This is a genomic window from Shewanella sp. SM101 (assembly GCF_025654465.1).
GTDB lineage: Bacteria > Pseudomonadota > Gammaproteobacteria > Enterobacterales > Shewanellaceae > Shewanella > Shewanella oncorhynchi.
Genome location: NZ_JAKKRH010000011.1, coordinates 101185 through 123035 on the forward strand (window position 1 = coordinate 101185; position 21851 = coordinate 123035).

At 45.8% G+C, this 21851-nt stretch carries 16 protein-coding genes; 10 read left to right on the top strand and 6 right to left on the bottom strand.

Annotated features, from left to right (window positions below; all coding sequences use genetic code 11):
- The first annotated feature begins 281 nt into the window (after nucleotides 1-281).
- The gene (gene lldR, locus L5M38_RS08170) at nucleotides 282-1181 is read left to right on the top strand and encodes a LysR family transcriptional regulator LldR (RefSeq protein WP_105251752.1); all 900 of its coding nucleotides are present in this window, start codon (nucleotides 282-284) and stop codon (nucleotides 1179-1181) included.
- A gap of 36 nt (nucleotides 1182-1217) precedes the next feature.
- On the opposite strand, the gene L5M38_RS08175 is transcribed toward lldR, so the two are convergent.
- The 3 genes from L5M38_RS08175 to barA form a co-directional block, all read right to left on the bottom strand.
- Nucleotides 1218-1451 (bottom strand): DUF3319 domain-containing protein, encoded by a 234-nt coding sequence (locus tag L5M38_RS08175; protein WP_131523583.1) that lies wholly within the window; start codon nucleotides 1449-1451, stop codon nucleotides 1218-1220.
- A 142-nt stretch (nucleotides 1452-1593) separates the two neighbouring features.
- Nucleotides 1594-2193: a YjaG family protein gene (locus tag L5M38_RS08180; RefSeq protein WP_028761381.1), complete on the bottom strand. Its 600-nt coding sequence runs from the start codon at nucleotides 2191-2193 to the stop codon at nucleotides 1594-1596.
- Nucleotides 2168-4969 carry a two-component sensor histidine kinase BarA gene (gene barA / locus L5M38_RS08185; RefSeq protein ID WP_263167085.1) on the bottom strand — a complete coding sequence of 934 codons (2802 nt, stop codon included), beginning with the start codon at nucleotides 4967-4969 and terminating at the stop codon, nucleotides 2168-2170. Before barA ends, L5M38_RS08180 begins: the two co-directional genes overlap by 26 nt.
- Nucleotides 4970-5069: 100 nt before the next feature.
- On the opposite strand from barA, the gene rlmD reads away from it, so the two are divergent.
- Together rlmD and relA are read left to right on the top strand one after the other, a co-directional pair.
- The gene (rlmD, locus tag L5M38_RS08190; protein WP_173243474.1) at nucleotides 5070-6422 is read left to right on the top strand and encodes a 23S rRNA (uracil(1939)-C(5))-methyltransferase RlmD; all 1353 of its coding nucleotides are present in this window, start codon (nucleotides 5070-5072) and stop codon (nucleotides 6420-6422) included.
- 152 nt (nucleotides 6423-6574) lie between these two features.
- Nucleotides 6575-8782, top strand: a complete 2208-nt coding sequence (relA, locus tag L5M38_RS08195) for a GTP diphosphokinase (RefSeq protein ID WP_263167089.1) — start codon at nucleotides 6575-6577, stop codon at nucleotides 8780-8782.
- A 434-nt stretch (nucleotides 8783-9216) separates the two neighbouring features.
- Here relA and L5M38_RS08200 read toward each other — a convergent pair whose 3' ends face one another.
- Nucleotides 9217-10089: a LysR family transcriptional regulator gene (locus L5M38_RS08200; protein WP_198572906.1), complete on the bottom strand. Its 873-nt coding sequence runs from the start codon at nucleotides 10087-10089 to the stop codon at nucleotides 9217-9219.
- 99 nt (nucleotides 10090-10188) lie between these two features.
- Here L5M38_RS08200 and L5M38_RS08205 point away from each other — a divergent pair, with 99 nt between their 5' ends.
- From L5M38_RS08205 to L5M38_RS08215, 3 genes are all read left to right on the top strand, one after another.
- Complete coding sequence (locus L5M38_RS08205) at nucleotides 10189-10800, top strand: LysE family translocator (RefSeq protein ID WP_198572905.1); 612 nt, start codon at nucleotides 10189-10191, stop codon at nucleotides 10798-10800.
- 747 nt (nucleotides 10801-11547) lie between these two features.
- Nucleotides 11548-12507, top strand: coding sequence for a DUF1852 domain-containing protein (locus tag L5M38_RS08210; RefSeq protein WP_263178759.1), 960 nt, complete (start codon nucleotides 11548-11550; stop codon nucleotides 12505-12507).
- A 70-nt stretch (nucleotides 12508-12577) separates the two neighbouring features.
- The gene (locus L5M38_RS08215; protein ID WP_263167095.1) at nucleotides 12578-13642 is read left to right on the top strand and encodes a methionine synthase; all 1065 of its coding nucleotides are present in this window, start codon (nucleotides 12578-12580) and stop codon (nucleotides 13640-13642) included.
- Between the two features lie 180 nt (nucleotides 13643-13822).
- Here the strand turns inward: L5M38_RS08215 and L5M38_RS08220 are convergent, their stop codons facing one another.
- Together L5M38_RS08220 and aguA are read right to left on the bottom strand one after the other, a co-directional pair.
- Nucleotides 13823-15529, bottom strand: a complete 1707-nt coding sequence (locus tag L5M38_RS08220; protein WP_263178760.1) for an amidase — start codon at nucleotides 15527-15529, stop codon at nucleotides 13823-13825.
- A 73-nt stretch (nucleotides 15530-15602) separates the two neighbouring features.
- Nucleotides 15603-16715 (bottom strand): agmatine deiminase, encoded by a 1113-nt coding sequence (aguA, locus tag L5M38_RS08225; RefSeq protein ID WP_263178761.1) that lies wholly within the window; start codon nucleotides 16713-16715, stop codon nucleotides 15603-15605.
- Between the two features lie 524 nt (nucleotides 16716-17239).
- Between aguA and mazG the strand changes: the two genes are divergently transcribed.
- The 4 genes from mazG to ftsB all read left to right on the top strand — a co-directional run bounded on the left by mazG (nucleotide 17240) and on the right by ftsB (nucleotide 21842).
- Nucleotides 17240-18163 (top strand): nucleoside triphosphate pyrophosphohydrolase, encoded by a 924-nt coding sequence (gene mazG, locus L5M38_RS08230; protein ID WP_263178762.1) that lies wholly within the window; start codon nucleotides 17240-17242, stop codon nucleotides 18161-18163.
- Nucleotides 18164-18279: 116 nt separating this feature from the next.
- Nucleotides 18280-19917, top strand: a complete 1638-nt coding sequence (locus L5M38_RS08235) for a CTP synthase (RefSeq protein ID WP_012587102.1) — start codon at nucleotides 18280-18282, stop codon at nucleotides 19915-19917.
- A gap of 230 nt (nucleotides 19918-20147) precedes the next feature.
- Complete coding sequence (eno, locus tag L5M38_RS08240) at nucleotides 20148-21443, top strand: phosphopyruvate hydratase (RefSeq protein WP_105251763.1); 1296 nt, start codon at nucleotides 20148-20150, stop codon at nucleotides 21441-21443.
- 99 nt (nucleotides 21444-21542) lie between these two features.
- Complete coding sequence (ftsB, locus tag L5M38_RS08245) at nucleotides 21543-21842, top strand: cell division protein FtsB (RefSeq protein ID WP_105253074.1); 300 nt, start codon at nucleotides 21543-21545, stop codon at nucleotides 21840-21842.
- The last annotated feature ends 9 nt before the right edge of the window (nucleotides 21843-21851 follow it).

The window sequence follows — 21851 nt, forward strand, 5'->3', positions numbered from 1 at the left end:
TCATCCTTACGATTAAATTTGAATAAACTCGCCCACCGTCGTCATTTTACTGTCGCTATGATTCTTGGTGGACAGAGTTACAGCACTTGCTTCTTTTTATGTCACTTTAGAGCCAGATTTAGCGCCAGCGCAGTAAAACTCGCCACAAAATAACATACCATTTCAATCTAAGGCTATTGCGCTATGGTCGTATAAGTGAATAATTCAATGTTTAAAACACAATCACTTAGTGAATTTAGCGTTTTAACGTCAATACCCAATATGTGAAATTAGGATATGCAATGAGTGATGATTTAGGTGCTGAACTACAACTTGTCTATCTTTTTGTGCATTTAGTCAATGCGGGCAGTTTTTCGCAGGCGGCGAAGGAGCTCGATATGCCCATCGCCACTGTGAGCCGCAAGTTAGCGAAGTTGGAAGAGAAGCTCGATAAACAGCTTTTTATGCGCAGTACCCGCAAGTTGCGACTGACAGAGGAAGGGCTGGCGCTCTTTCAACGCTACCAGAGTGTGGTTGCTCAATTTGATGAACTAAGTGGTTTAGGCAGTGATAAACCCGAGGGAACCTTGCGCATCGCCGCGCCGATTTCGATTATTTCCATTGTGTTTATTCAGGCATTGAATGAGTTTGGCCGTTTGTATCCTGATATCCGTTTGCATATTTCCCAGAGTAATGAGTTAGTAGATTTGATTGATAAAGGCATAGATGTGGCGATTGTTGGCGGGGCTCAGCCTGATTCTTCTTGGGTGTCGAGTACCTTAGGCGAGCTCGACTATTGCCTGTTTGCCACGCCAGAATACTTGGCTCAGGCACCTAAACTTGAGCATCCCGATGATCTTGAAGCCCATCAACTGATAAAAGTCTGGCCGCTGTTTAATTGGCATTTAAAGCATCCAAGCGGCGAGTCTTTTTATTTTAATGGCCCGACTAAGCTCACCCTCACTGATTTACACGGAGCGATTCAGGCGACCTTAGGCCATGGCGGGATCTTGTATGGTCCTGAACTATTTGTAAAACAGCAGATTAAAGAGGGGAAACTTAAAGTATTACTGCCGGAATGGATTGGTGAGCAGAGGCGAATTTCGATTTTATATCATCAGCGCAGCCAGCAGCCGCTAAAGGTAAGAGTCTTTATTGAGTTTATGCAGTCAAAGGCGCCAGAGTTATTCTCTATGCGTTGATTTAACCGAGTTATTCTTTAATAAGGGAACTGATTTTTAGCGTCTTTTAGGTTTTACGGTGTTTTTGCTCATGGTGTTTTGCGTTTGTTTTGCGTCTTGCAGGCTGGAGCGTGTCGCGGGCAGTATGCCGAGTTCTAAGAAGTATCCCACTAAACGCCGTAGTTCAAATAAAGAACCGATACGCTGTTGATCTTTGATGGTCAGTTTCCAACTGTCGGTGCGTCCTTCGCTATTGGTTAAGATAAATCCTTGATAAACAATCTTTCTCATTGGAATAACTCAATCTTTATTGATGCTATTTATAGCAACTGGATATCTTTGACGGGATTCGTTGGTGAGGGTGTAAAACGATGATCCCTTTCTTATTCTGCATGGATAATAGGTGCTTGAGTAACCCCAAGCACCTCATCAGTTAAGCTACGCTGATACCGATATTTGATACGCCAGCTTCGATAATGTCTTTGCGTAAACCTTTGACCAGTTCTGCGGTGATCTTCGGATTTTCTTCAATAATTTCCAGCAGAGAATTTTGTAATTCTTTCTCTTCTTCCATAACTTCATGGGCGAAAACGAAATCATCTAATGCTTCATCCACTAAATCGACATCGCTGATCGCTTCGATGTAGTTAGCCACTGTGCTGGATGACAATTTGCTGATATTGACTATGTCTTCTTCAATTTTGCCTTGAATCGCACCTAGTAAGGTCGATATGGCGACCACTGCATCCATAGCAGGATAGACGCCATAGGCTTCAAAATCAGCAGGATCTGGGGTGTTATCTTCCAAGCGTTGCAGATGCACATCGACATTGAATTTGAGCTTGGAGTCGTACTGGGATTGCCACAATAGTTCTAATGCGGTACTCAACACAGTAGGATCGCCAAACTCACAGACTTCGGAAAACAGTTGATAGTTGGGCAACATACGTTGGCAAAGTGCAGTGGCAAAGAGTTGTTTTTGTGGCAGTGTTAACGCCTTGAGACGTTTAAAGAAGCCCGTTTTTTTGGTCATCTGTTATTTCCGCTGATAGCTGTGATATCACTTGATTTGCCGCAGATTCTACCTTAGTTAACTCATCAAGTAACTCTAGTATTTCGGGTTCGAGATCTTCAACCGATGTTTCACGTTTTAGTGCCGATTCAATTTCTTGGCATAACCTTTGTGTGGTGGGCACGCCGCAGTAGCAGCTCGCACCATGCAGCTTATGGATAGTACTGAGCATGACTGGGTGATCGTTTTGACTTAGCGCCGTTTGAATCGTCGCCACGGTTTGCGGTAATGAGTCGAGCAACATTCTGAGCATATCTAAGGCGAGATCGGCCTTGTGATTGGCTTGGGTTAAGCATAAATCCCAGTTCAGCGTATGCAGGTCAAAATGGGTGAACTTAGGTCGAGTGATCCAGCGATGAATAATATCTTTGAGCGCCGCTTCATCAATAGGTTTAGGCAAATATCCGTCCATACCACTGCCTAAAATCAGTTCGCGTTCTTCGGCAATGGCATGGGCTGTCACGGCAATTATCGGCGTGTTGCGGTTCATCGAGCCTTGGCGAATTTGCTTCGTGGCGCTAATGCCATCTGTGCCAGGCATTTGGATATCCATAAAGATCAAGTCGAAGGTGCGAGTCTTCGCCTGTTTAACTGCCTCATCACCGCTGTTGACGGCAACCACAGTCGTCACTAATTCGCTGAGTAAAGTATCAATCAGTTTTAAGTTGGCAAAGTTATCATCTACCGCTAGCACGGTTAAGGATTGGCGAGCTACCGGTGTGGATATTGTCGCAGGGGCTATGATGTCGTACTCCATCGGTGGATAGAGTAAGTTGCGCGCAAGCTGATGCTCACTAACTGGCAGAGACAACACCACATCGGCATTCGGGCGAATAAATTGGGTTAAGGCATCTTGTTCTTGGCAATCGTATAGCACTATAAGGCAATCTGTTTTGGTCTTCGCTAAGTTTAGTGTACTTACCAGTTGTGCTGAATCGCTAAACCCATGGCAACTCAGGAGAACATAGTCGTATGGCGCTTCAGCCGTGGTGAGCGTAGTCAACAAGCTTGGTATATGCTGATGATGGGTGACTTTTGTATCCCATTGATTCAATTGGCGGCTTAATACTGCGTGGGTGAGTACTCGTGGTTCGTAAAACAGTATAGTTTTGTCTTTGAGTTTTTCGAGCGGCAGTGAGTCACCGATTTGGAATTGACCTAAGCCGAGCGGCAAACTGAACCAGAAGTTTGAGCCTTTTTCTGGGGATGAAGTAAAGCCGATTTGGCCGCCCATTTGATTCACTAAACGTTTAGTGATCACTAAACCTAAGCCGGTGCCACCAAAGCGGCGCGAAATCGACGAGTCTGCTTGGCCAAAGGCTTGGAATAAAAAGTCCTGCTGGCTTTCATCGATGCCGATACCTGTGTCGACCACATCACAGCGTAGTACCACTTGTTCGTCCGACTGGCTCTGCAGTTCGATTTTGACCATCACGCTGCCAGAGTCAGTGAATTTAATCGCGTTACCAACCAAGTTATTGATGATTTGGCATACGCGCATGGCATCGCCATTGACATTGTCGGGCACGTTGGGGGCGATATCGACGACGAGTTCTAGGCCTTTGGCCTGAGCGCTGCCGGAGATCAAGGTAATCGTATCGCTTATGGTTTCCCTAAGGCCGAAGGGCATGTTTTCTAACACCATTTTACCGGCTTCGAGTTTAGAAAAGTCGAGAATGTCGTTGATGATACCCAGCAGGTTAGTGGCGCTGCGTTCTATGGTCTTGATGTAATCGACTTGGCTCGAATGCAATGGTGTTTTGACTAATTGCCGCGCAAAACCGATAACACCATTGAGCGGCGTACGTAACTCGTGGGACATATTCGCTAAGAATTCAGATTTAATTCGGCTGGCTTCTAAGGCACGTTTTTTCGCTAAATCTAACTCGACGTTTTGGATTTCAATCTGCTCTAAGGTTTCCCGCAGATCCGAAGTCGCTTGGTCGATATTTTGCTGCATCTCATCATGGTATTCCGATAGCGACCCCGCCATGGCATTGATGCCGCGTTTGAGTAAGTCGAGCTCACCAATCAAGTTGCCATCTAAGCGGGCGTCCAATTTACCTTCACGGATTTTAGCGACGACGCGCACCATTTCAGTAATGGGCTGAGTGACGTTTTTCACCAGCCGGAAAGTGAACAGCAGGTTCAACTGCACCCCGATCAACACGATTATAAAGGCGGCGACGGCGGCTCTATGCTGCTCGAGTAGGGCACGTTCTTTATTGATGATGATGGAGATATAACCTAAGAGCTGACCATCGTCGGTTTGGATATCGTAATTGGCGGGAGCGGCGCTGGGGCCGGTGGAGAAAATCGGTGTCCGTAAAATCAGGCTGTCGCCCACATGCTCTATTTCGGTTTTATGCAGTGTGCTGAGGGCTTCTTTATAACGCATAATTTCAAAATCTTTGTGGTAGTGCGAGGTCACAAAGAGTTGATTATTGGCATCGAAAATCGCGATGGATTTCACTAGAGTAGATTTGTTGAGCTGCGCCGCGGCGAGTAAGCGTTTGGTCGCCTCGCGATCATTGGCCACTAAACCGATTTCACTGGCAATCGACAGCGGCTCGATAATATTGCTGCCCTGTTCGACGAGCGTATCTTCGAGCTCATAAAAACGGTTTATGGTAAAGTAGCTGCCCAGAAGGATACCGACCAAGATTGTTGGCGCGAGCGCCAGTACAAGAACCCAAGAACGTAGGCTGTATTTGGTCATGTTGTTGACTGGGTTCATAGCAGCGGCGGTGTTTCCTGTGAAAGAGGCTAAGATAATTTTATAAGACTGCCAGAAAGAGGGCAGTCTTTGCCAGTATTTTATTGATTTAGAGGCCGAAATGGCGCAATTTTTTAAAGCAAAACCAAATAGTTCCAAACAGTTGTCGGCTAAGTTATCGCTGAGCGTAGAACAGCTCGATCACTTAGGTGCTGGTATAGCACAACATCAAGGTAAAGTCGTGTTTATCCCTGGCGCTTTGCCCGATGAAACCGTGACGGTACAGCTCACCGAGCAAAAGAAAAATTATGCCCGTGCCAAGTTGATTAAAGTCGATTCATCAAGTCCTGAGCGCGTTGAGCCTGAGTGTCCACACTACCACACCTGCGGCGGCTGCGACTTACAGCATATGTCATTATCGGGTCAGCGTGAGCATAAAGAAGCCGCGTTGCTGGATATTATGGCTAAGTTTGCTGGCACTGAAGGTGGTGCTTTATCGCCCGCACTCACGGGGGAAGGTTGGCATTATCGTCGCCGCGCCCGTCTTGCAACTTTATTTGATAAAAATACCAAGCACTTAAGTTTAGGCTTTCGCGCCGCCAGTAGCAGCAATGTGGTGCCAATCAGTCAATGTCTGGTGTTAGCTAAGCCGTTATCGGACTTGATCGTCCCCTTTGCTAAGTTGCTGAACCAATTGTCAGCTAAAGCCAGCTTAGGTCATCTTGAGTTAATTGCCGCCGATAATGGTCACTTTGCCGTGCTGCGTATCACTAAGGCGTTAAACGATAAAGATCTCGCTAAGTTGTCCGCCTTTGCTGAGCTGCATCAGATCCATATTTGTCTGCAGGATAATGAAGGCCAATTCCAAGGCGTCGGCGCTGAGTTAGTGTTACCTGTTTATCAACTGTTAGATGAAAATGCGCAGTTGGATGCGGTGAGCTTAAGTTTCACCCCAGGTAACTTTGTGCAAGTGAACGGACAGATTAACAAGGCCATGGTCGCTCAAGCGATGGATTGGTTAGCGCCAGCGCCAGATGAGCGCATTTTGGATTTGTTCTGCGGCATGGGTAATTTCAGTTTGCCCTTAGCGAAAATGGGCGCGGATGTGATTGGCGTCGAAGGGGTTGCCGAAATGGTGACTCAGGCACGGGTGAACGCTAAAGCTAACAATCTGGATAAACTGACCTTTTACCACGGCGACTTGAGTGCGGATTTATCCCTTGAGCCTTGGATGGGCAAGATTGATAAATTACTGCTCGATCCCGCCCGTGCGGGGGCATTTGAAAGCTTGCAATGGCTAAAGAAGATGAAGCCCCGCAAAGTCGTGTATGTTTCTTGTAATCCTGCGAGCTTAGCCCGCGATAGCGCAGTACTGTTAGAGCGCGGTTACCGCTTACAGCAATTGGGACTTATCGACATGTTCCCACAAACACACCATATCGAAGCCATGGCACTGTTTGAATTAACCAAGTAATTTGCGCTGGCAAAGTAAGCAAAGCGTTTGAATAACGTAAAAAATGTGATTATTACGTCGGTTGGGTTTGACAAGTTCGCGCCAATGCTGAAGATAGGAGAGCTGAAGTGGTGCCCACTTTCTCTCTGAGCACGGATAAGGAAATAAATTAGATGGTCTCTGTTCGCGAAGCGCACTTTAATGATCCCGATTTTCACTTAGAAGATTGGGTAGCTCGCTATGTTGGTCATGCCGATGAAGCGCAGATGCTGCTCTCTTTGATAGGGCAGATTGACGCCTTACCAGCCAAGAGTCCTGCGGCGAAGAGAGAACTGCTCGAACGTGCTCGAGAGATGATTGAAATCCTCGCACCGCTAAACATGGACATTGAAACCCTGCAGGCGGCAATTTTGTTTGTGGTGCTCGATGCTGGGTTATTGACCGAAGAAGCCATCCAAGAGAAATTTGGTGAGCCGCTGGCGCGTTTAGTGGCGAGTGTCGTGACCATGAACGCCATCGGCGCGTTGAAAATCAATCCTAATAGTCGTTCAACCGAGCCACAAATCGACAATATCCGCCGCATGTTATTGGCTATGGTTGAAGATGTGCGCGCCGTGGTGATTAAGCTGGCTGAGCGTGTGTGTTTGCTACGGGCGGTGAAAAATGCCGACGAAGAAACTCGCGTGCTGTTGGCCCGTGAAATTGCCGATATTTACGCGCCGCTGGCTAACCGTTTGGGTATTGGTCAATTAAAGTGGGAGCTGGAAGATATTTCTTTCCGCTATCTGCATCCTGATACCTATAAAGACATTGCTAAGCAATTAGATGGCAAACGACTGGATCGTGAAGTCTTTATCGACAAGTTTGTCAGTCAGTTGCAACAAAGATTAGATGAAGATCAAATTCGCGCTAAGGTCTACGGCCGGCCGAAACATATCTACAGTATTTGGCGCAAGATGAAGGGTAAGCACCTCAAATTTGATGAGTTGTTTGACGTGCGCGCCGTGCGTATCGTGACTGAACGTCTGCAGGATTGTTATGGCGCGTTAGGTGTGGTGCATACGCTTTGGCACCATATTCCACGGGAATTTGACGATTATGTCGCTAACCCTAAGCCTAACGGTTATCAATCGATTCATACCGTGGTGGTGGGGCCTGAGGGCAAAACCGTTGAAATTCAAATTCGTACCCAAGACATGCATGAAGATGCAGAACTCGGTGTAGCCGCGCACTGGAAATACAAAGAAGGCAATCATTCCGGTAAGCAAAGCGGCTACGAAGAAAAAATTAACTGGCTGCGTAAAATTCTGCAATGGCAGGAAGACGTGGTCGAAAGTGGCAACTTGGTCGAAGAAGTGCGCAGCCAAGTGTTTGAAGACAGAGTCTATGTGTTCACCCCAAGCGGTGAAGTCGTCGACTTGCCACTGGGCTCAACCGTGCTCGACTTTGCCTATTACATACACTCCCAAGTGGGGCACAAATGTATTGGCGCTAAGGTCGATGGCCGTATTGTGCCGTTCACCTATCAGGTTGAAACGGGCGAGCGTATCGAGATCATCACCTCGAAACAGCCCAATCCTAAGCGCGACTGGCTTAACCCTAACTTAGGTTATATCCGCACCTCGCGTGCGCGTTCGAAAATCCAGCATTGGTTTAAGCAGCAGGACAGAGACAAGAATATTGTCGCCGGCAAAGAAATGCTTGAATCCGAATTGGCGCGGGTGAGCCTTAAAATTAAAGACGCGGCTATCGCGGTCGAGCGCTTTAATATGGCGAGCATGGATGACTTACTAGCGGCGATTGGTGGCGGTGATGTGCGTCTGCATCAAGTGGTTAACCATATTCAAAGCCGTCTGCGACTCGACGAAGTGTCAGAAGAAGATGCGGTCGAAGAATTAGTTAAGAAAGGCCAACATAAGCCGACCGCCAGTGGACGTGGTCAGGTTGAAGTCAACGGTGTGGGTAACTTGCTTAACCATATCGCCCGTTGTTGTCAGCCAGTTCCCGGTGATGAGATCTTAGGTTTTATTACAAAAGGGCGTGGTATTTCTGTGCATCGCGCTGATTGTGAACAAGTTAAAGAGTTAATGCGGGTTCACCCAGAGCGTGGCGTCGATGTGGTCTGGGGCGAAAATTACTCCGGCGGTTATCGCATGCGTCTGCGGGTATTAGCCCACGATCGCAGTGGCTTATTGCGTGACTTAACCTCAGTGTTGGCTGCCGAAAAATCCAATGTATTAGCCATGAGCTCGTCATCGGATACAAAAAACCAGACCGCCGCGATTGAGTTGGAACTAGAGCTTTATAACCTCGATGGTTTATCGCGGGTGTTATCGAAACTGACCCAAGTCGATAGCGTGATCGAGGCAAGACGGCTTTAAGACTAGCAACGCCTTTCGAAGCGAGCGATATCTAGAAGTCATCTAGAAGCAAGAGATAAAGGATTGGGGCGGTAGGGAGTGTTCATCGTTCTGAGCCATGGTTTGCCATGGCATTTGCTCCCCGACGCGTAGTCACTCCGTCCTTGGATGCTCGACCGCCACGTCCATGGGGCGGACGGTCGTCTCGCAAATCACCATGGCTCACCTTTCAAGTATTAGTGTAACCCGTAGGTTCAAAAACTAAGTCATAAGTATTCTGTTAAATTGTTCAACCTGATTAGACTTGAGCGAAGTCATTCGATTGAACATAAGAAACTTTTGGATATTTTCGTGTTACTACGAGATGGAGAGCCCTCTCTTTCAGATAACTTTTTCTACTCCAAACCACGCGAGTCGCCTACAAATAGCAGATCAAATTCACTAACCCACTACAATTACGAACTAAGAGTTTCAGGCTGGCATAAGGACATTGTCTTTTCTAACCAGTTTAAAAACTCCAATTCATTGCTTCCCAGTCTTTCTGTGTGGCTGAGCAGTACATAACGATGTCCAGATTGAGTAAATCCAAATGGAGCCACCAGTCTCCCGTTTTTCAAGTCATCGATTATCAGAGGATATGACCCTATAGCAGCCCCTAAACCGTCAACGGCCGCCTGTAAGCAGAAATAAAAATGCTCAAAGGATTTAGACTTATTGATATTAAAGGCATGTGTTGAACGTGATGACCAATCTGACCATGCAGAAGGTCTCGTTTCACTATGAAGCAAAACGATATCATCTAAGTTGTGCTGAGCTTTGTTCCAATATTCAGGCGAAAAAACAGGGCCAACCCACTCATTGACTAAGTTGTGTGTCGTATATTCTGGGCTAATATCGAAGTCATCACGCCGGATGGCTAAAGATAATCCTGTTTCACATAAATCCACAGGCCCTCCTGCTGTTGATAGTCGAACATCAATACCCGTAAGCTGGAAAAAACTGGCCAGCCGAGGCATCAGCCAGCGCATAGTTAATGTGGGCTCACAGGAAACTTCAAGATGCTTATTGCTTTCCCTCGTTAGCTTCTTAACTCCATTATCTAGAGCATTAAACGCAATATCAGTGTACAGCTTGAGTAGCTCACCTTCTTGCGTGAGACACATTCCTCTACCTTGTTTGTAAAACAGTAACTTCGACAAATGGCTCTCTAGCAATTTAATTTGCTTACTCACTGCTCCGTGAGTGATATGAAGTCTTTCTGCTGCCTTACTGTAACTCGATGACTCTGCCGTAATATGAAATACATAGAATGCTTTTAAATGTCTCATCTGTGACTTTTTCTCACATTTAGGATGCCTTTTTTTCGATTATAACTTACCAATAAATCTATACAATTATTTTAAAATCATGAACAGTTAGGATAGAAAATGGAGTTAATAAGTTTTGCAGTATTTGGGCTTTTAATCGTAGTAAGCCCTGGTGCTGACTTTGTTTTAGTATTTAAAAACAGTGCAATTTTTGGCAGAAAAGCGGGCATATTAACGGCTCTTGGGATAGGGATTGGTGTTTGTGTGCATATTACCTATTCAGTGATAGGGATTAGTCACTTAGTTTCTCAGAATGCGGTTTTATTTAGCATAGTGAAGTACATTGGTGCGGCGTATTTAATTTATCTCGGTGTAACAGGGTTAGTCAGTTCTAAGTTGAAATTAGACTATGAAAACTCAACAGACCAACCCACACATACTCGAAAGTACATATTTCAAGGTTTTTTGTGTAATGTATTGAATCCTAAAACAATGCTTTTCTTTCTAAGCGTCTTTAGCCAACTAATCTCAGCCAATAATGAAGGTATGTCTTTCGTTATTAGCTATGGCGTTTACATTGCACTTCTACATATGGCTTGGTTTTGTATAGTCGCTTACCTAGTCACATCTGTACAAGCGAGTCACATAATTCAAAAGTTTGGTCATAGAATTAATCAGGCGTGTGGTTTGGGTCTAATTGCTTTTGGTGCAACATTATCAATAAAAGCCTAAATTCCAACTCTCACATAATAAGTAAGTATTGTACTGGTACGCTAAATTTAGTCACTTAGATAGAGGTGTAATCTGTCTTTACTTCCATATTTTTGGAATGACTAAATGTAAGTCAAATTATCCTCTGCGCACTGAGTGATTAATCGGTCATAGCTCACAATGATGCAATAGTTTTTTAGCTAAACGAGCAGCGAGAGGGTTAGTTAAGATTGGCATTGTTGCACCAGTGACCTACTAAAACATGTTTTAGTAGAGCCCTCAGGGATGCTTCTTTTAAAATAAATAGGCGGCGAGTCACTGGGGCACAATGACAATAAATATCGCGCAACAGGTAATACAACGAGCTTTGGGAAAATATGTGTAATCGGCTATTACAAGCCGGCTCTAGGAGAACTAACTCGAAAACATATTGCTGTTCCTGCTTTCCTGCTTTCCTGCTTTTCCCTATCCCGAGTTCTGGTTAATCAACAACGCCATGCTAGTTGATCATGAATATGGCTCATGTTCTATGTGAAATAAAACCGTTTTTGTTCATGTGCCGAACCACGTATAAATGACTCCAAGCGAAATATTAGACAAGCTTGAAGTTGCACCCTAGCTAAGCCATCAGGACTTAAGTCATCGGCACTTAAGTTAAATAGAACCTCAGACAGAACACAAATAATGTCTATCAGAGTCGGGTCGAGAAGCTAGAAGCGCAGGGCATAAACTCAGGTTTGAAATCAGGCAATGGGATACTGGATCACTATGAATAAGCATTTTACATTTACGATTAACAGCATTTGTCTTGATGAAAATTATCATCCCTCAGACAAGACGCGTATCACGACCAACTTTGCTAATTTGGCCAGAGGCAGTCATCGCCAAGCGAACTTACGCAACGCGTTAAAGATGATTGATAACAGCTTTAATGCCTTAGCGCATTGGGATAATCCTAAAGGCGATCGTTATAGCGTTGAGCTGGAAATTATCTCCGTTAATTTGGATATTGACGGCAGCGGTCAAACCTTCCCATCGATTGAAGTATTGAAAACCAATATTGTTGATCATAAAACCAATAAGCGCATTGAAGGCATTGTCGGCAATAACTTTTCATCTTACGTACGCGATTATGACTTTAGCGTGTTACTGGCAGAACATAATAAGGGCCAAGCCAAATTTAGTATTCCAGATGATTTTAGTGGTCTACATGGCAAGCTATTTCAGTCTTTTGTTAATTCTGATGCTTACAAACAGAATTTTAATAAGCCACCGGTTATCTGCCTCAGTGTGTCGGATAATAAAACCTACCATAGAATTGAGAATCAGCATCCCGTATTAGGGGTTGAATATCAGCCAAATGAATCGTCTTTAACTGAGCAATATTTCAAAAAAATGGGCTTACAGGTGCGCTATTTTATGCCGCCAAATAGCGTGGCGCCTTTAGCTTTTTATTTCTTTGGTGATTTACTGAATGATTACACTCATCTTGAGTTGATAAGCACCATCAGCACTATGGGCACCTTTCAAAAAATCTATCGCCCTGAGATTTATAATGCCAATGCTGTTGCCGGAAAATGCTATCAACCTAATTTGAAAAATCTGGATCATTCTCTGACTCAAATTGTTTATGACCGAGCAGAACGTAGCCAATTGGCGAATGAGCAAGGCAAATTTGCAGCGGAGCACTTTATCAAGCCTTATCAAACGTTTTTTGAACAATGGTAAGCTAATTACCTTTAGTCGCTCTGCGCCTAATTGTCACGCTCAATAATTAATCTAATACGGCATCATTATTATGACAACACGACTTAATAAAACATCGCTTAACCAGACACTGTTACCGACTTCAACTGCGGGCAGTTTGCCTAAACCTTTATGGCTTGCAGAGCCTGAAACACTTTGGTCTCCATGGAAGTTGCAAGGAGAGGAATTAATTACCGGTAAACACGATGCACTGCGTTTGTCATTACAGGATCAACAGCTAGCAGGGATTGATATTGTCAGTGATGGCGAGCAAACGCGGCAACATTTTGTCACTACCTTTATTGAGCACCTCAACGGCGTTGATTTTTCAAAACGTAAAACCGTTAAAATTCGTGATCGCTATGATGCAAGTGTGCCCACGGTTGTCGGCCCTGTGAGCCGTCAAAAGTCGGTGTTTGTTGAAGATGCCAAATTTTTACGCAAGCAAACCACACAACCGATTAAATGGGCGCTGCCTGGGCCTATGACCATGATAGATACGCTTTATGATGACCATTATAAAAGTCGCGAAAAGCTTGCGTGGGAATTTGCCAAAATTCTTAATGAGGAAGCCAAAGAATTAGAAGCTGCGGGTGTTGATATTATCCAATTTGATGAGCCTGCCTTTAATGTATTTTTTGATGAGGTAAACGATTGGGGTATTGCGTGTTTAGAAAGAGCCATTGAAGGGCTTAAATGCGAAACGGCGGTGCATATTTGTTATGGTTACGGCATCAAAGCCAATACAGATTGGAAAAAAACCTTGGGCTCAGAGTGGCGCCAATATGAAGAAGTGTTTCCTAAACTGCAAAAGTCTAATATCGATATTATCTCGCTAGAATGTCACAACTCCCATGTGCCAATGGAGCTACTTGAACTCATTCGCGGTAAGAAAGTCATGGTCGGCGCGATTGATGTCGCCACCGACACGATTGAAACCGCAGAGGAAGTGGCTGACACCCTACGAAAAGCCCTTAAATTTGTCGATGCCGACAAGCTTTATCCTTGTACTAACTGCGGCATGACGCCTTTATCCCATCAAGTCGCAAGAGGCAAACTCAACGCCTTGAGTGCAGGTGCAGAGATCGTCAGAAAAGAGCTCTTGGCATTAAGATAAGACGCGTTAAGTGTTGTTGTCTGTTTTACAGCAGCATGTTTTACAGCAGCATAAGTCTAGCTTTGTTGAAAAGGTATCGACGTCGGTATTAAAAAAACGGGATTGGCATTCTGATGCCAATCCCGTTTTCATTTTTAAGCTCATACATTTAGTGCTTAGGTTTATGCATTGTCTTAGCGCTTATTCACCAAGCTTTGGCGTGCGTGGCGGGATCATGCGCCTGTCACCTGTTGACTCAAATGCACCTGCAAATTTAAGCAGGTTGTTATCGTCATAGGCACGACCTGCGAAGGTCAAACCGACTGGCATGCCAATATCGGCCATCACTCCCATAGGCACAGTCACAGTCGGCACGCCTAAATGGCGAATCGCAAGGTTTCCGTTAGCGACCCAAACTCCGTTGCTCCAAGCGATATCGGCGGAAGCCGGATTCACATGCGCATCGGCAGGGCCGACATCTGCCACGGTTGGGAACAGTACTGCATCGAGCTTTAGCTCGTCCATCCAGTCTTCGAGATCTAGCTTACGCGTCTTCTCTAAGCCACGCAGACCATCGGGAATACTGTCGATCTGGTCATAGGATTTAAGACCACGCTTAGCCATTTTGACGTACTCTTCCATGCCTGCCGCTAAGTCACCTTCACGGTTAGGCAAGGTGCCTAAATCGTGTGGGAAAATCAGATAGCCGTTAACATCTTCAAGCTTGTTGAGTTTAGGGTCATTGTTAGCACGCAGGAATTCATCGAATGCCCAACCTGAGAGTTCCCATAATTCATCATGGAGGAACTGAGGCGTGACGATACCGCGGTTAAACACGGTCGGCGCACCTGGGCGGTCGCCTTCGCAATTTGATACCAACGGGAAATCGACTTCAATCACTTCGGCGCCAGCGGCTTCTAAGGCTTTACGAGCTGCTTCCCATAGATCGATAACCGATTGGCGAGTATGAATACGTTGACCCGTTGGCCCGCCAATGCCCGGATTTTCGCTAGTGCCCGCCAATTCATCTTTATTGATGTACATGCGCGGCACGCCAAAACGCTTACCCTTGAGCGTATCGGCGCTAGCCGCCAGCGCCAGATAAGATTCTGGGCGAACTGTTGATGCTTTAGGAATTTGGACCCAAGGTTGTAGACGCCAGAGATCGCCACGGGTGATAGGATCGTCGGCCACAATCACATCCAGCACTTCAAGCATATCCGCCATTGTGCGAGTATAGGGCACGACCACATCCATGGTCGGGGTTAACGGCCAGTTACCACGCACGGAAATCACGCCGCGAGACGGTGTATAGGCACACAAACCGTTATTGGACGCAGGACCACGGCCACTCGACCAAGTTTCTTCGGCAAGACCAAAAGCAGAGTAACTTGCCGCTGTGCCCGTGCCCGCCCCATTAGAAGAGCCCGAAGCGAATGGTGCAGTAAGATATTCAGCATTGTATGGGCTTTCAGCGCGGCCATAGTGACCACGCTGCATACCGCCATTGGCCATAGGTGGCATATTGGTTTTGCCTAGGCAAATGGCACCCGCGGCGCGTAGGCGCTCAACGGCAAAGGCATCATATTGCGCCACTAAATCCTTAAAGGCTGGGCTGCCAGACGCCGCTGTCAGTCCCTTCACCAAATAGCTATCCTTGGCGGTGTAAGGAATACCCTCAAGTGGGCTCAGTATTTCACCACGGGCGCGGCGCGCATCTGACGCCTCAGCTTCTTTGAGCGCATTGGGATTGTGGACTACTAACGCATTAAGCTTGGTCTTTGTCGCAGGGCCGTCATAAGCCTCAACCCGTGCGAGATAAGACTTCACCAGCTCCACTGCGGTGGTGCGGCCTGATTCGAGTGCTGCACGCAGCTCGGCAATAGAAACTTCAGTGACTTCAAACATCTTATGCCCTCCCGCAGAAAGCCAATTGTGGTGTAATAACAGTGACATCAATCGTCATGCTGTTCTCCTTGGGTTACTTTCCAGCAGGGATTTGCTGAGTAATACAATGGATATTGCCGCCACCTAATAAAATCTCACGGGCTGACACACCCACAATTTCATGCTCTGGGAAGATTTCCTGTAGTTTTTCGGCTGCGATATCATCGGTTGCAGGATCAAGCAACGGGAATACGATGCGATTATTGGTGATTAAAAAGTTCACATAAGAACCGGCTAAACGCTCACCCGCCGTGCGTGGCACGCCAGTGCCTTCAGCCACACCTTTTGATTCTTCTTCGGTGCAATACAGCGGCCCCGGTTGTGGTAATAGATGGATTTTTAACTTACGGCCTTTGGTATCCACGGTATTTTGCAACACCTCTAGCGCCGCTTTTGAGCGTGGATATTGTGGATCAGTCTCATCATCGGTCCAGTGCAGAATGACTTCACCAGGACGGGCGAAACAGCACATATTGTCGATATGGCCATCGGTCTCATCCATATACACGCCATCTTGCAACCAGATAAACTGCTTAACATTCAAATAGTCACGCAGTAAATCTTCAATCTGTTCTTTTGTCAGTTCAGGGTTACGGTTGGCATTGAGCAAACATTCTGCACTCGTCATACAGGTGCCCTCACCATCGACATGGATGGAGCCACCTTCGAGGATCAGCGGCGCGCTGTAACGGGCAAAACCATGCTGCGCAAGCATTTGCTGCGCGACTTGCTCGTCCTTATCCCATGGGAAGTACAAACCACCGTTATGGCCGCCCCAAGCATTAAAACCCCAGTCAACACCACGGCATTCGCCATTGTCATTTACAACCACTGTTGGCCCAGTGTCACGAGCCCAGCAATCGTTACTGTCCATTTCAACCAAGGTAACGTGGGATGGCATAACGGCTTTAGCTTCGGCTAAAAAGGCTTTAGGAACACCCATATACACTGGAGTTGCCGCACCAATGGCATCGGCTACCTTAGCAAAGGTCGCCTGAGCATAAGCACCGGCTGCACGCCAGTTATCAGGACGATAGGGCCAAATCATCCACACCGCTTGCTGCGCAGCCCATTCGCCAGGCATATAAAAACCATCTTGGGATGGCTTAGTCGTTAACTGCGTGGCATCCACTGTCACGTTTGTCATGAGTTTTGTCTCCAGTAATGCTTAAAAACGATAAGGGTGTGCGTCCTAACATCGGACGACAGAATCGAAATATACCTAACATCAATCAAATGAATAAATTGAAGGACCGCATTTATCATGTGCATAGTTTCATGTGCATAGTTTGGCCGAAATTGTCAGGTCTTCACTCGGTGAGTTTTAGCTTCATTGAAATATTGCTGCGTATCTTATCATTTAAGATGGCTTGCGCTAAATACTTGTATGCAGGACATAGATGAGAATTTGCAGGGTAACAAGGTTGTCAATTTATTGCTCACGAGATGAGTGAATTACGAAATGGAGCGAACGCTCTTTCGTTAAAATAAGTCTTAGTTGAAATACGGCACTAAAATCTGATCTCAGCATCAAAATAGCGCTTTTATTTTACCTAGCTTATCATCATCGCTTTATTATAGCCTTTCGCTAATAAGCACTGCTGAGGCGTATTCTTTTTGTTCTTCCTGAGTATTAGCCTGTTTTAGCATTTATCTTTAAAGGACATCAGCATGACTTCCCACACGGCGCCATTAACCTCATTTTCTACTGAACCTTCTATCACTGAAACTTCTACAACGGAACTGTCTACAACAGAACTGTCTATAACAGATGTAGAGCCGCTACTTAAGATAATGGAAAAACTGCGTGATCCGCACACGGGTTGCCCATGGGACAAAGCGCAAACCTTTCAAACCATAGTGCCTTTTACCTTAGAGGAGGCCTATGAAGTTGCCGATACCATAGAACGTTTAGCCTGGGATGAGTTACCCGATGAACTCGGGGATTTGTTATTTCAAATCGTATTCTATTGTCAGCTCGGCAAAGAGCAGGGGTTATTTGATTTTTCGAGCGTGATTGAGAAAATCAGCGACAAGTTAACCCGTCGTCATCCCCATGTGTTTGGTGAGCAAAATGTACAAATTGGCGATAGCGCCAAAGCGATGAAAGCCAATTGGGAGGCGATTAAGGCGAGTGAACGTGAACAAAAGGCACAGCAAGTGGCGGGTGAAACCCAAGCCGATATTATTGTTTCAGCGCTAGACAATATTCCTCGCTCACAACCCGCGCTGTCACGTTCAATCAAAATTCAGCAAAGGGTGGCGCGAGTCGGGTTTGATTGGGCCGAGCTTGAGCCCGTGGTCGCTAAAATCCATGAAGAAATCGATGAAGTCTTGCATGAGGTGAAGCAACCAGAGCAAGACCAAGCTAAAGTGCAGTCCGAAATGGGCGACTTGCTATTTGCCGTGGTGAATTTAGCTCGCCATCTTAAGGTCGATCCAGAACAAGCGTTGCGCCAAGCCAATCTTAAATTTGAACGCCGTTTTCGCGGCGTAGAACAGTTGGCGAGTGAGAGCGGTAAAAGCATGGAAGAGCACACATTAATGGAGCTTGATGCCTATTGGGACCAAGTAAAAGCGACAGAGACGAGATAAACGGCAAATTATCCCGATTGGTGTTTGTCGAATCGCGCCGCCTTTGGTATACTACTGCCCCGTCCTAGTGCTTTCTTACAAGCACGTATTTTCAAACTCATTTTCTCAGGTTCAGCATGACTACAAGGTATATCTTCGTTACTGGTGGCGTTGTTTCATCACTAGGTAAAGGCATTGCAGCAGCATCATTAGCTGCAATTTTAGAGGCCCGCGGTCTCAATGTAACCATCATGAAACTGGACCCTTACATTAACGTTGATCCGGGTACCATGAGCCCAACCCAACATGGCGAAGTATTTGTTACTGAAGACGGTGCAGAAACAGATCTCGACTTGGGTCACTACGAGCGTTTCATTCGTACTAAGATGAATCGTCGTAACAACTTCACTACCGGTCGTATTTACGAAGAAGTATTACGTAAAGAACGTCGTGGCGATTATTTGGGCGCAACTATTCAGGTTATCCCACACATCACTAATGCGATTAAAGAAAAAGTATTAGCAGGTGGCGAAGGCCATGATGTGGCTATCGTCGAAATCGGCGGTACTGTGGGTGATATCGAATCTTTGCCGTTCCTAGAGTCTATCCGTCAGCTCGGTGTTGAGCTGGGTCGTGATCGTACTCTGTTCATGCATTTAACCTTAGTGCCTTTCTTAGGTGCTGCAGGCGAAGTGAAAACTAAGCCAACTCAACACTCAGTGAAAGAGCTGCGTTCTATCGGTATTGCACCAGATGTGCTGGTTTGCCGTGGTGATCGTGCGATTCCTGCGAATGAAAAAGCCAAAATTTCGCTGTTCTGTAACGTCGAAGAGCGTGCGGTTATTTCATTAAAAGATGTTGATAGTATTTATAAAATCCCAGCTTTGTTACGTTCACAAGGTTTGGATGACTTAGTGGTTAAGCGTTTCGGTTTAGAATGCCGTGAAGCGGATCTGTCTGAGTGGGAAAATGTTATTTATCAAGAAGCTAATCCAAACGGCGAAGTCGTTATTGGTATGGTGGGTAAATACATTGAACTGCCAGATGCCTATAAGTCAGTCAACGAAGCATTAAAACACGCTGGCCTTAAAAACCGCGTATCAGTGACCATCAAGTACATTGATTCACAAACCGTAGAAGCCAAAGGCGAAGAAGTCTTACAGGGTTTAGACGGTATCTTAGTACCAGGCGGCTTCGGCGAGCGTGGTGTTGAAGGTAAGATACTGGCGGCAAAATTTGCCCGTGAAAACAATTTACCGTATTTCGGTATTTGTTTAGGTATGCAAGTTGCTCTGATTGAATTTGCGCGTAATGTTGCAGGTATGGCTGATGCACATTCAACTGAATTCAATAAAGAAACACCGTTCCCAGTGGTGGGTTTGATCACTGAATGGATTGACGAAGAAGGTAATGTTGAGCAGCGCCATGAGGCGTCTGACTTAGGTGGCACTATGCGTTTAGGCGCTCAATTGTGTCATTTACTCGAGGGTTCAAAAGCGGCTCAAGCCTACAAAGGCAACAGCTGTGTAGAACGTCATCGTCACCGTTACGAAGTGAACAACAAATACAGAGAGCGTTTAGAGCAGGCTGGCATGATCTTCAGCGGTTTGTCTTCTGATCGTAAACTGGTGGAAATGATCGAATTAAAAGATCACCCATGGTTTGTTGCAGGTCAATTCCATCCTGAATTCACCTCAACGCCGCGCGATGGTCACCCATTGTTCGAAGGGTTTATTGCTGCGGCAAGTGCGCATCAAAAACGTGATCTGAAGTAAGAATATGTGAGGCCGGACCCGCGACAGTGGGGCCGGCCTTTTGCTACACTCGTCGCGACTTGAAACATAAGAACTTAATACCTCTGGGTATAAACAGCATGCGTACTAGTTGCATCTGTATGGACGCAAACCGTAAATGGAATTTGGTTATTTTCTGCGGTATGTGACTTCCATTTATTCCCATAGGTATTGGTTTTTTCTTTTATCTTTAAACTTAAATCGAGGGTGTTATGGCTAAGATTATTAACGTGATTGGTCGCGAGATTATGGATTCTCGTGGTAACCCAACTGTTGAAGCCGAAGTGCATTTAGAAGGTGGTTTTGTGGGTATGGCTGCGGCGCCTTCTGGTGCATCAACCGGTAGCCGCGAAGCGTTAGAATTACGTGATGGCGATAAGAGCCGTTATTTAGGCAAAGGCGTATTAACCGCTGTTGCTAACGTAAACGGTGTCATCCGCGCTGCATTATTAGGCAAAGATGCGACGGCACAAGCTGAGCTTGATCAAATCATGATCGACTTAGATGGCACAGAAAACAAAGACAAGTTAGGCGCAAACGCGATTCTGGCTGTGTCTTTAGCGGCTGCTAAAGCAGCAGCAGCATCTAAAGGTATTCCTTTATACGCGCATATCGCTGAATTAAACGGTACACCAGGCCAATATTCTATGCCTGTGCCTATGATGAACATCTTAAACGGTGGCGAGCACGCGGATAACAACGTTGATATCCAAGAATTCATGGTGCAACCTGTTGGCGCGAAAACCTTCCGTGAAGCACTGCGCATGGGCGCTGAAATCTTCCATACACTGAAAAAAGTATTGCACGACAAAGGCCTAAGCACTTCTGTGGGTGACGAAGGTGGTTTTGCACCTAACTTAGCGTCAAACGCTGATGCGTTAGCCATTATCAAAGAAGCGGTTGAACTGGCTGGCTACAAGTTAGGTACTGATGTGACGTTAGCGCTGGATTGCGCTGCATCTGAATTCTACAAAGACGGCAAATACGATTTAGCGGGCGAAGGCAAAGTCTTCGACTCGAACGGTTTCTCTGATTTCTTAAAATCATTGGCTGACCAATATCCAATCGTGTCTATCGAAGACGGCTTAGACGAATCAGATTGGGACGGCTGGGCTTATCAAACTCAAATCATGGGTGACAAGATCCAATTAGTGGGCGACGATTTATTCGTTACTAACACTAAAATCTTAACCCGTGGTATTGAAAACGGTATTGCTAACTCAATCCTTATCAAGTTTAACCAAATTGGTTCATTGACTGAGACTTTAGCGGCTATTCGTATGGCGAAAGAAGCGGGTTATACCGCCGTGATTTCACATCGTAGTGGTGAGACTGAAGATTCAACTATTGCTGACTTAGCCGTAGGTACTGCTGCTGGCCAAATCAAAACCGGTTCACTGTGTCGTTCTGACCGTGTTGCTAAGTACAACCAATTGCTGCGCATCGAAGAGCAATTAGGTGAAAAAGCCCCATACCGTGGTTTGAAAGAGATCAAAGGTCAGGCGTAATTTAATATTTGATGTAAAAAGGCCACCACTTGGTGGCCTTTTTTGTTGTACTATCTGCTGTATATTTTTTTAATCCAAGATACTGACGCTAATTCCTCCATGAAATTTTTTGTCATTGCACTCATAGTGCTACTCGGTGTACTGCAATTCCGTCTTTGGTCGGGAGGTAATAGTCTTCCTGAATATTTCGTTCTGCAAAAACAAATTGCCGCCCAGCAAGAAGGTAACGCCAAACTCAATGAGCGTAACCAAGTGCTGAAGGAAGAAATCATCGATCTGAAAAGTGGTACAGAAGCCATCGAAGAGCGCGCACGCAACGAACTTGGCATGGTTAAAGAAGGCGAGACCTTCTATCGCGTCGTGGGTGGTGAGCGCTCGGTATCGAGTCCATCTCAGTAATATGGAGTT

Coding starts and splice junctions, on each gene's coding strand:
- relA (WP_263167089.1), top strand. CDS start 6,575: ATGGTCTCTGTTCGCGAAGCGCACTTTAATGATCCCGATTTTCACTTA.
- L5M38_RS08210 (WP_263178759.1), top strand. CDS start 11,548: ATGAATAAGCATTTTACATTTACGATTAACAGCATTTGTCTTGATGAA.
- L5M38_RS08235 (WP_012587102.1), top strand. CDS start 18,280: ATGACTACAAGGTATATCTTCGTTACTGGTGGCGTTGTTTCATCACTA.
- rlmD (WP_173243474.1), top strand. CDS start 5,070: ATGGCGCAATTTTTTAAAGCAAAACCAAATAGTTCCAAACAGTTGTCG.
- ftsB (WP_105253074.1), top strand. CDS start 21,543: ATGAAATTTTTTGTCATTGCACTCATAGTGCTACTCGGTGTACTGCAA.
- L5M38_RS08180 (WP_028761381.1), bottom strand. CDS start 2,193: ATGACCAAAAAAACGGGCTTCTTTAAACGTCTCAAGGCGTTAACACTG.
- L5M38_RS08220 (WP_263178760.1), bottom strand. CDS start 15,529: ATGTTTGAAGTCACTGAAGTTTCTATTGCCGAGCTGCGTGCAGCACTC.
- barA (WP_263167085.1), bottom strand. CDS start 4,969: ATGAACCCAGTCAACAACATGACCAAATACAGCCTACGTTCTTGGGTT.
- lldR (WP_105251752.1), top strand. CDS start 282: ATGAGTGATGATTTAGGTGCTGAACTACAACTTGTCTATCTTTTTGTG.
- mazG (WP_263178762.1), top strand. CDS start 17,240: ATGACTTCCCACACGGCGCCATTAACCTCATTTTCTACTGAACCTTCT.
- L5M38_RS08175 (WP_131523583.1), bottom strand. CDS start 1,451: ATGAGAAAGATTGTTTATCAAGGATTTATCTTAACCAATAGCGAAGGA.
- aguA (WP_263178761.1), bottom strand. CDS start 16,715: ATGACAAACGTGACAGTGGATGCCACGCAGTTAACGACTAAGCCATCC.
- L5M38_RS08200 (WP_198572906.1), bottom strand. CDS start 10,089: ATGAGACATTTAAAAGCATTCTATGTATTTCATATTACGGCAGAGTCA.
- eno (WP_105251763.1), top strand. CDS start 20,148: ATGGCTAAGATTATTAACGTGATTGGTCGCGAGATTATGGATTCTCGT.
- L5M38_RS08205 (WP_198572905.1), top strand. CDS start 10,189: ATGGAGTTAATAAGTTTTGCAGTATTTGGGCTTTTAATCGTAGTAAGC.
- L5M38_RS08215 (WP_263167095.1), top strand. CDS start 12,578: ATGACAACACGACTTAATAAAACATCGCTTAACCAGACACTGTTACCG.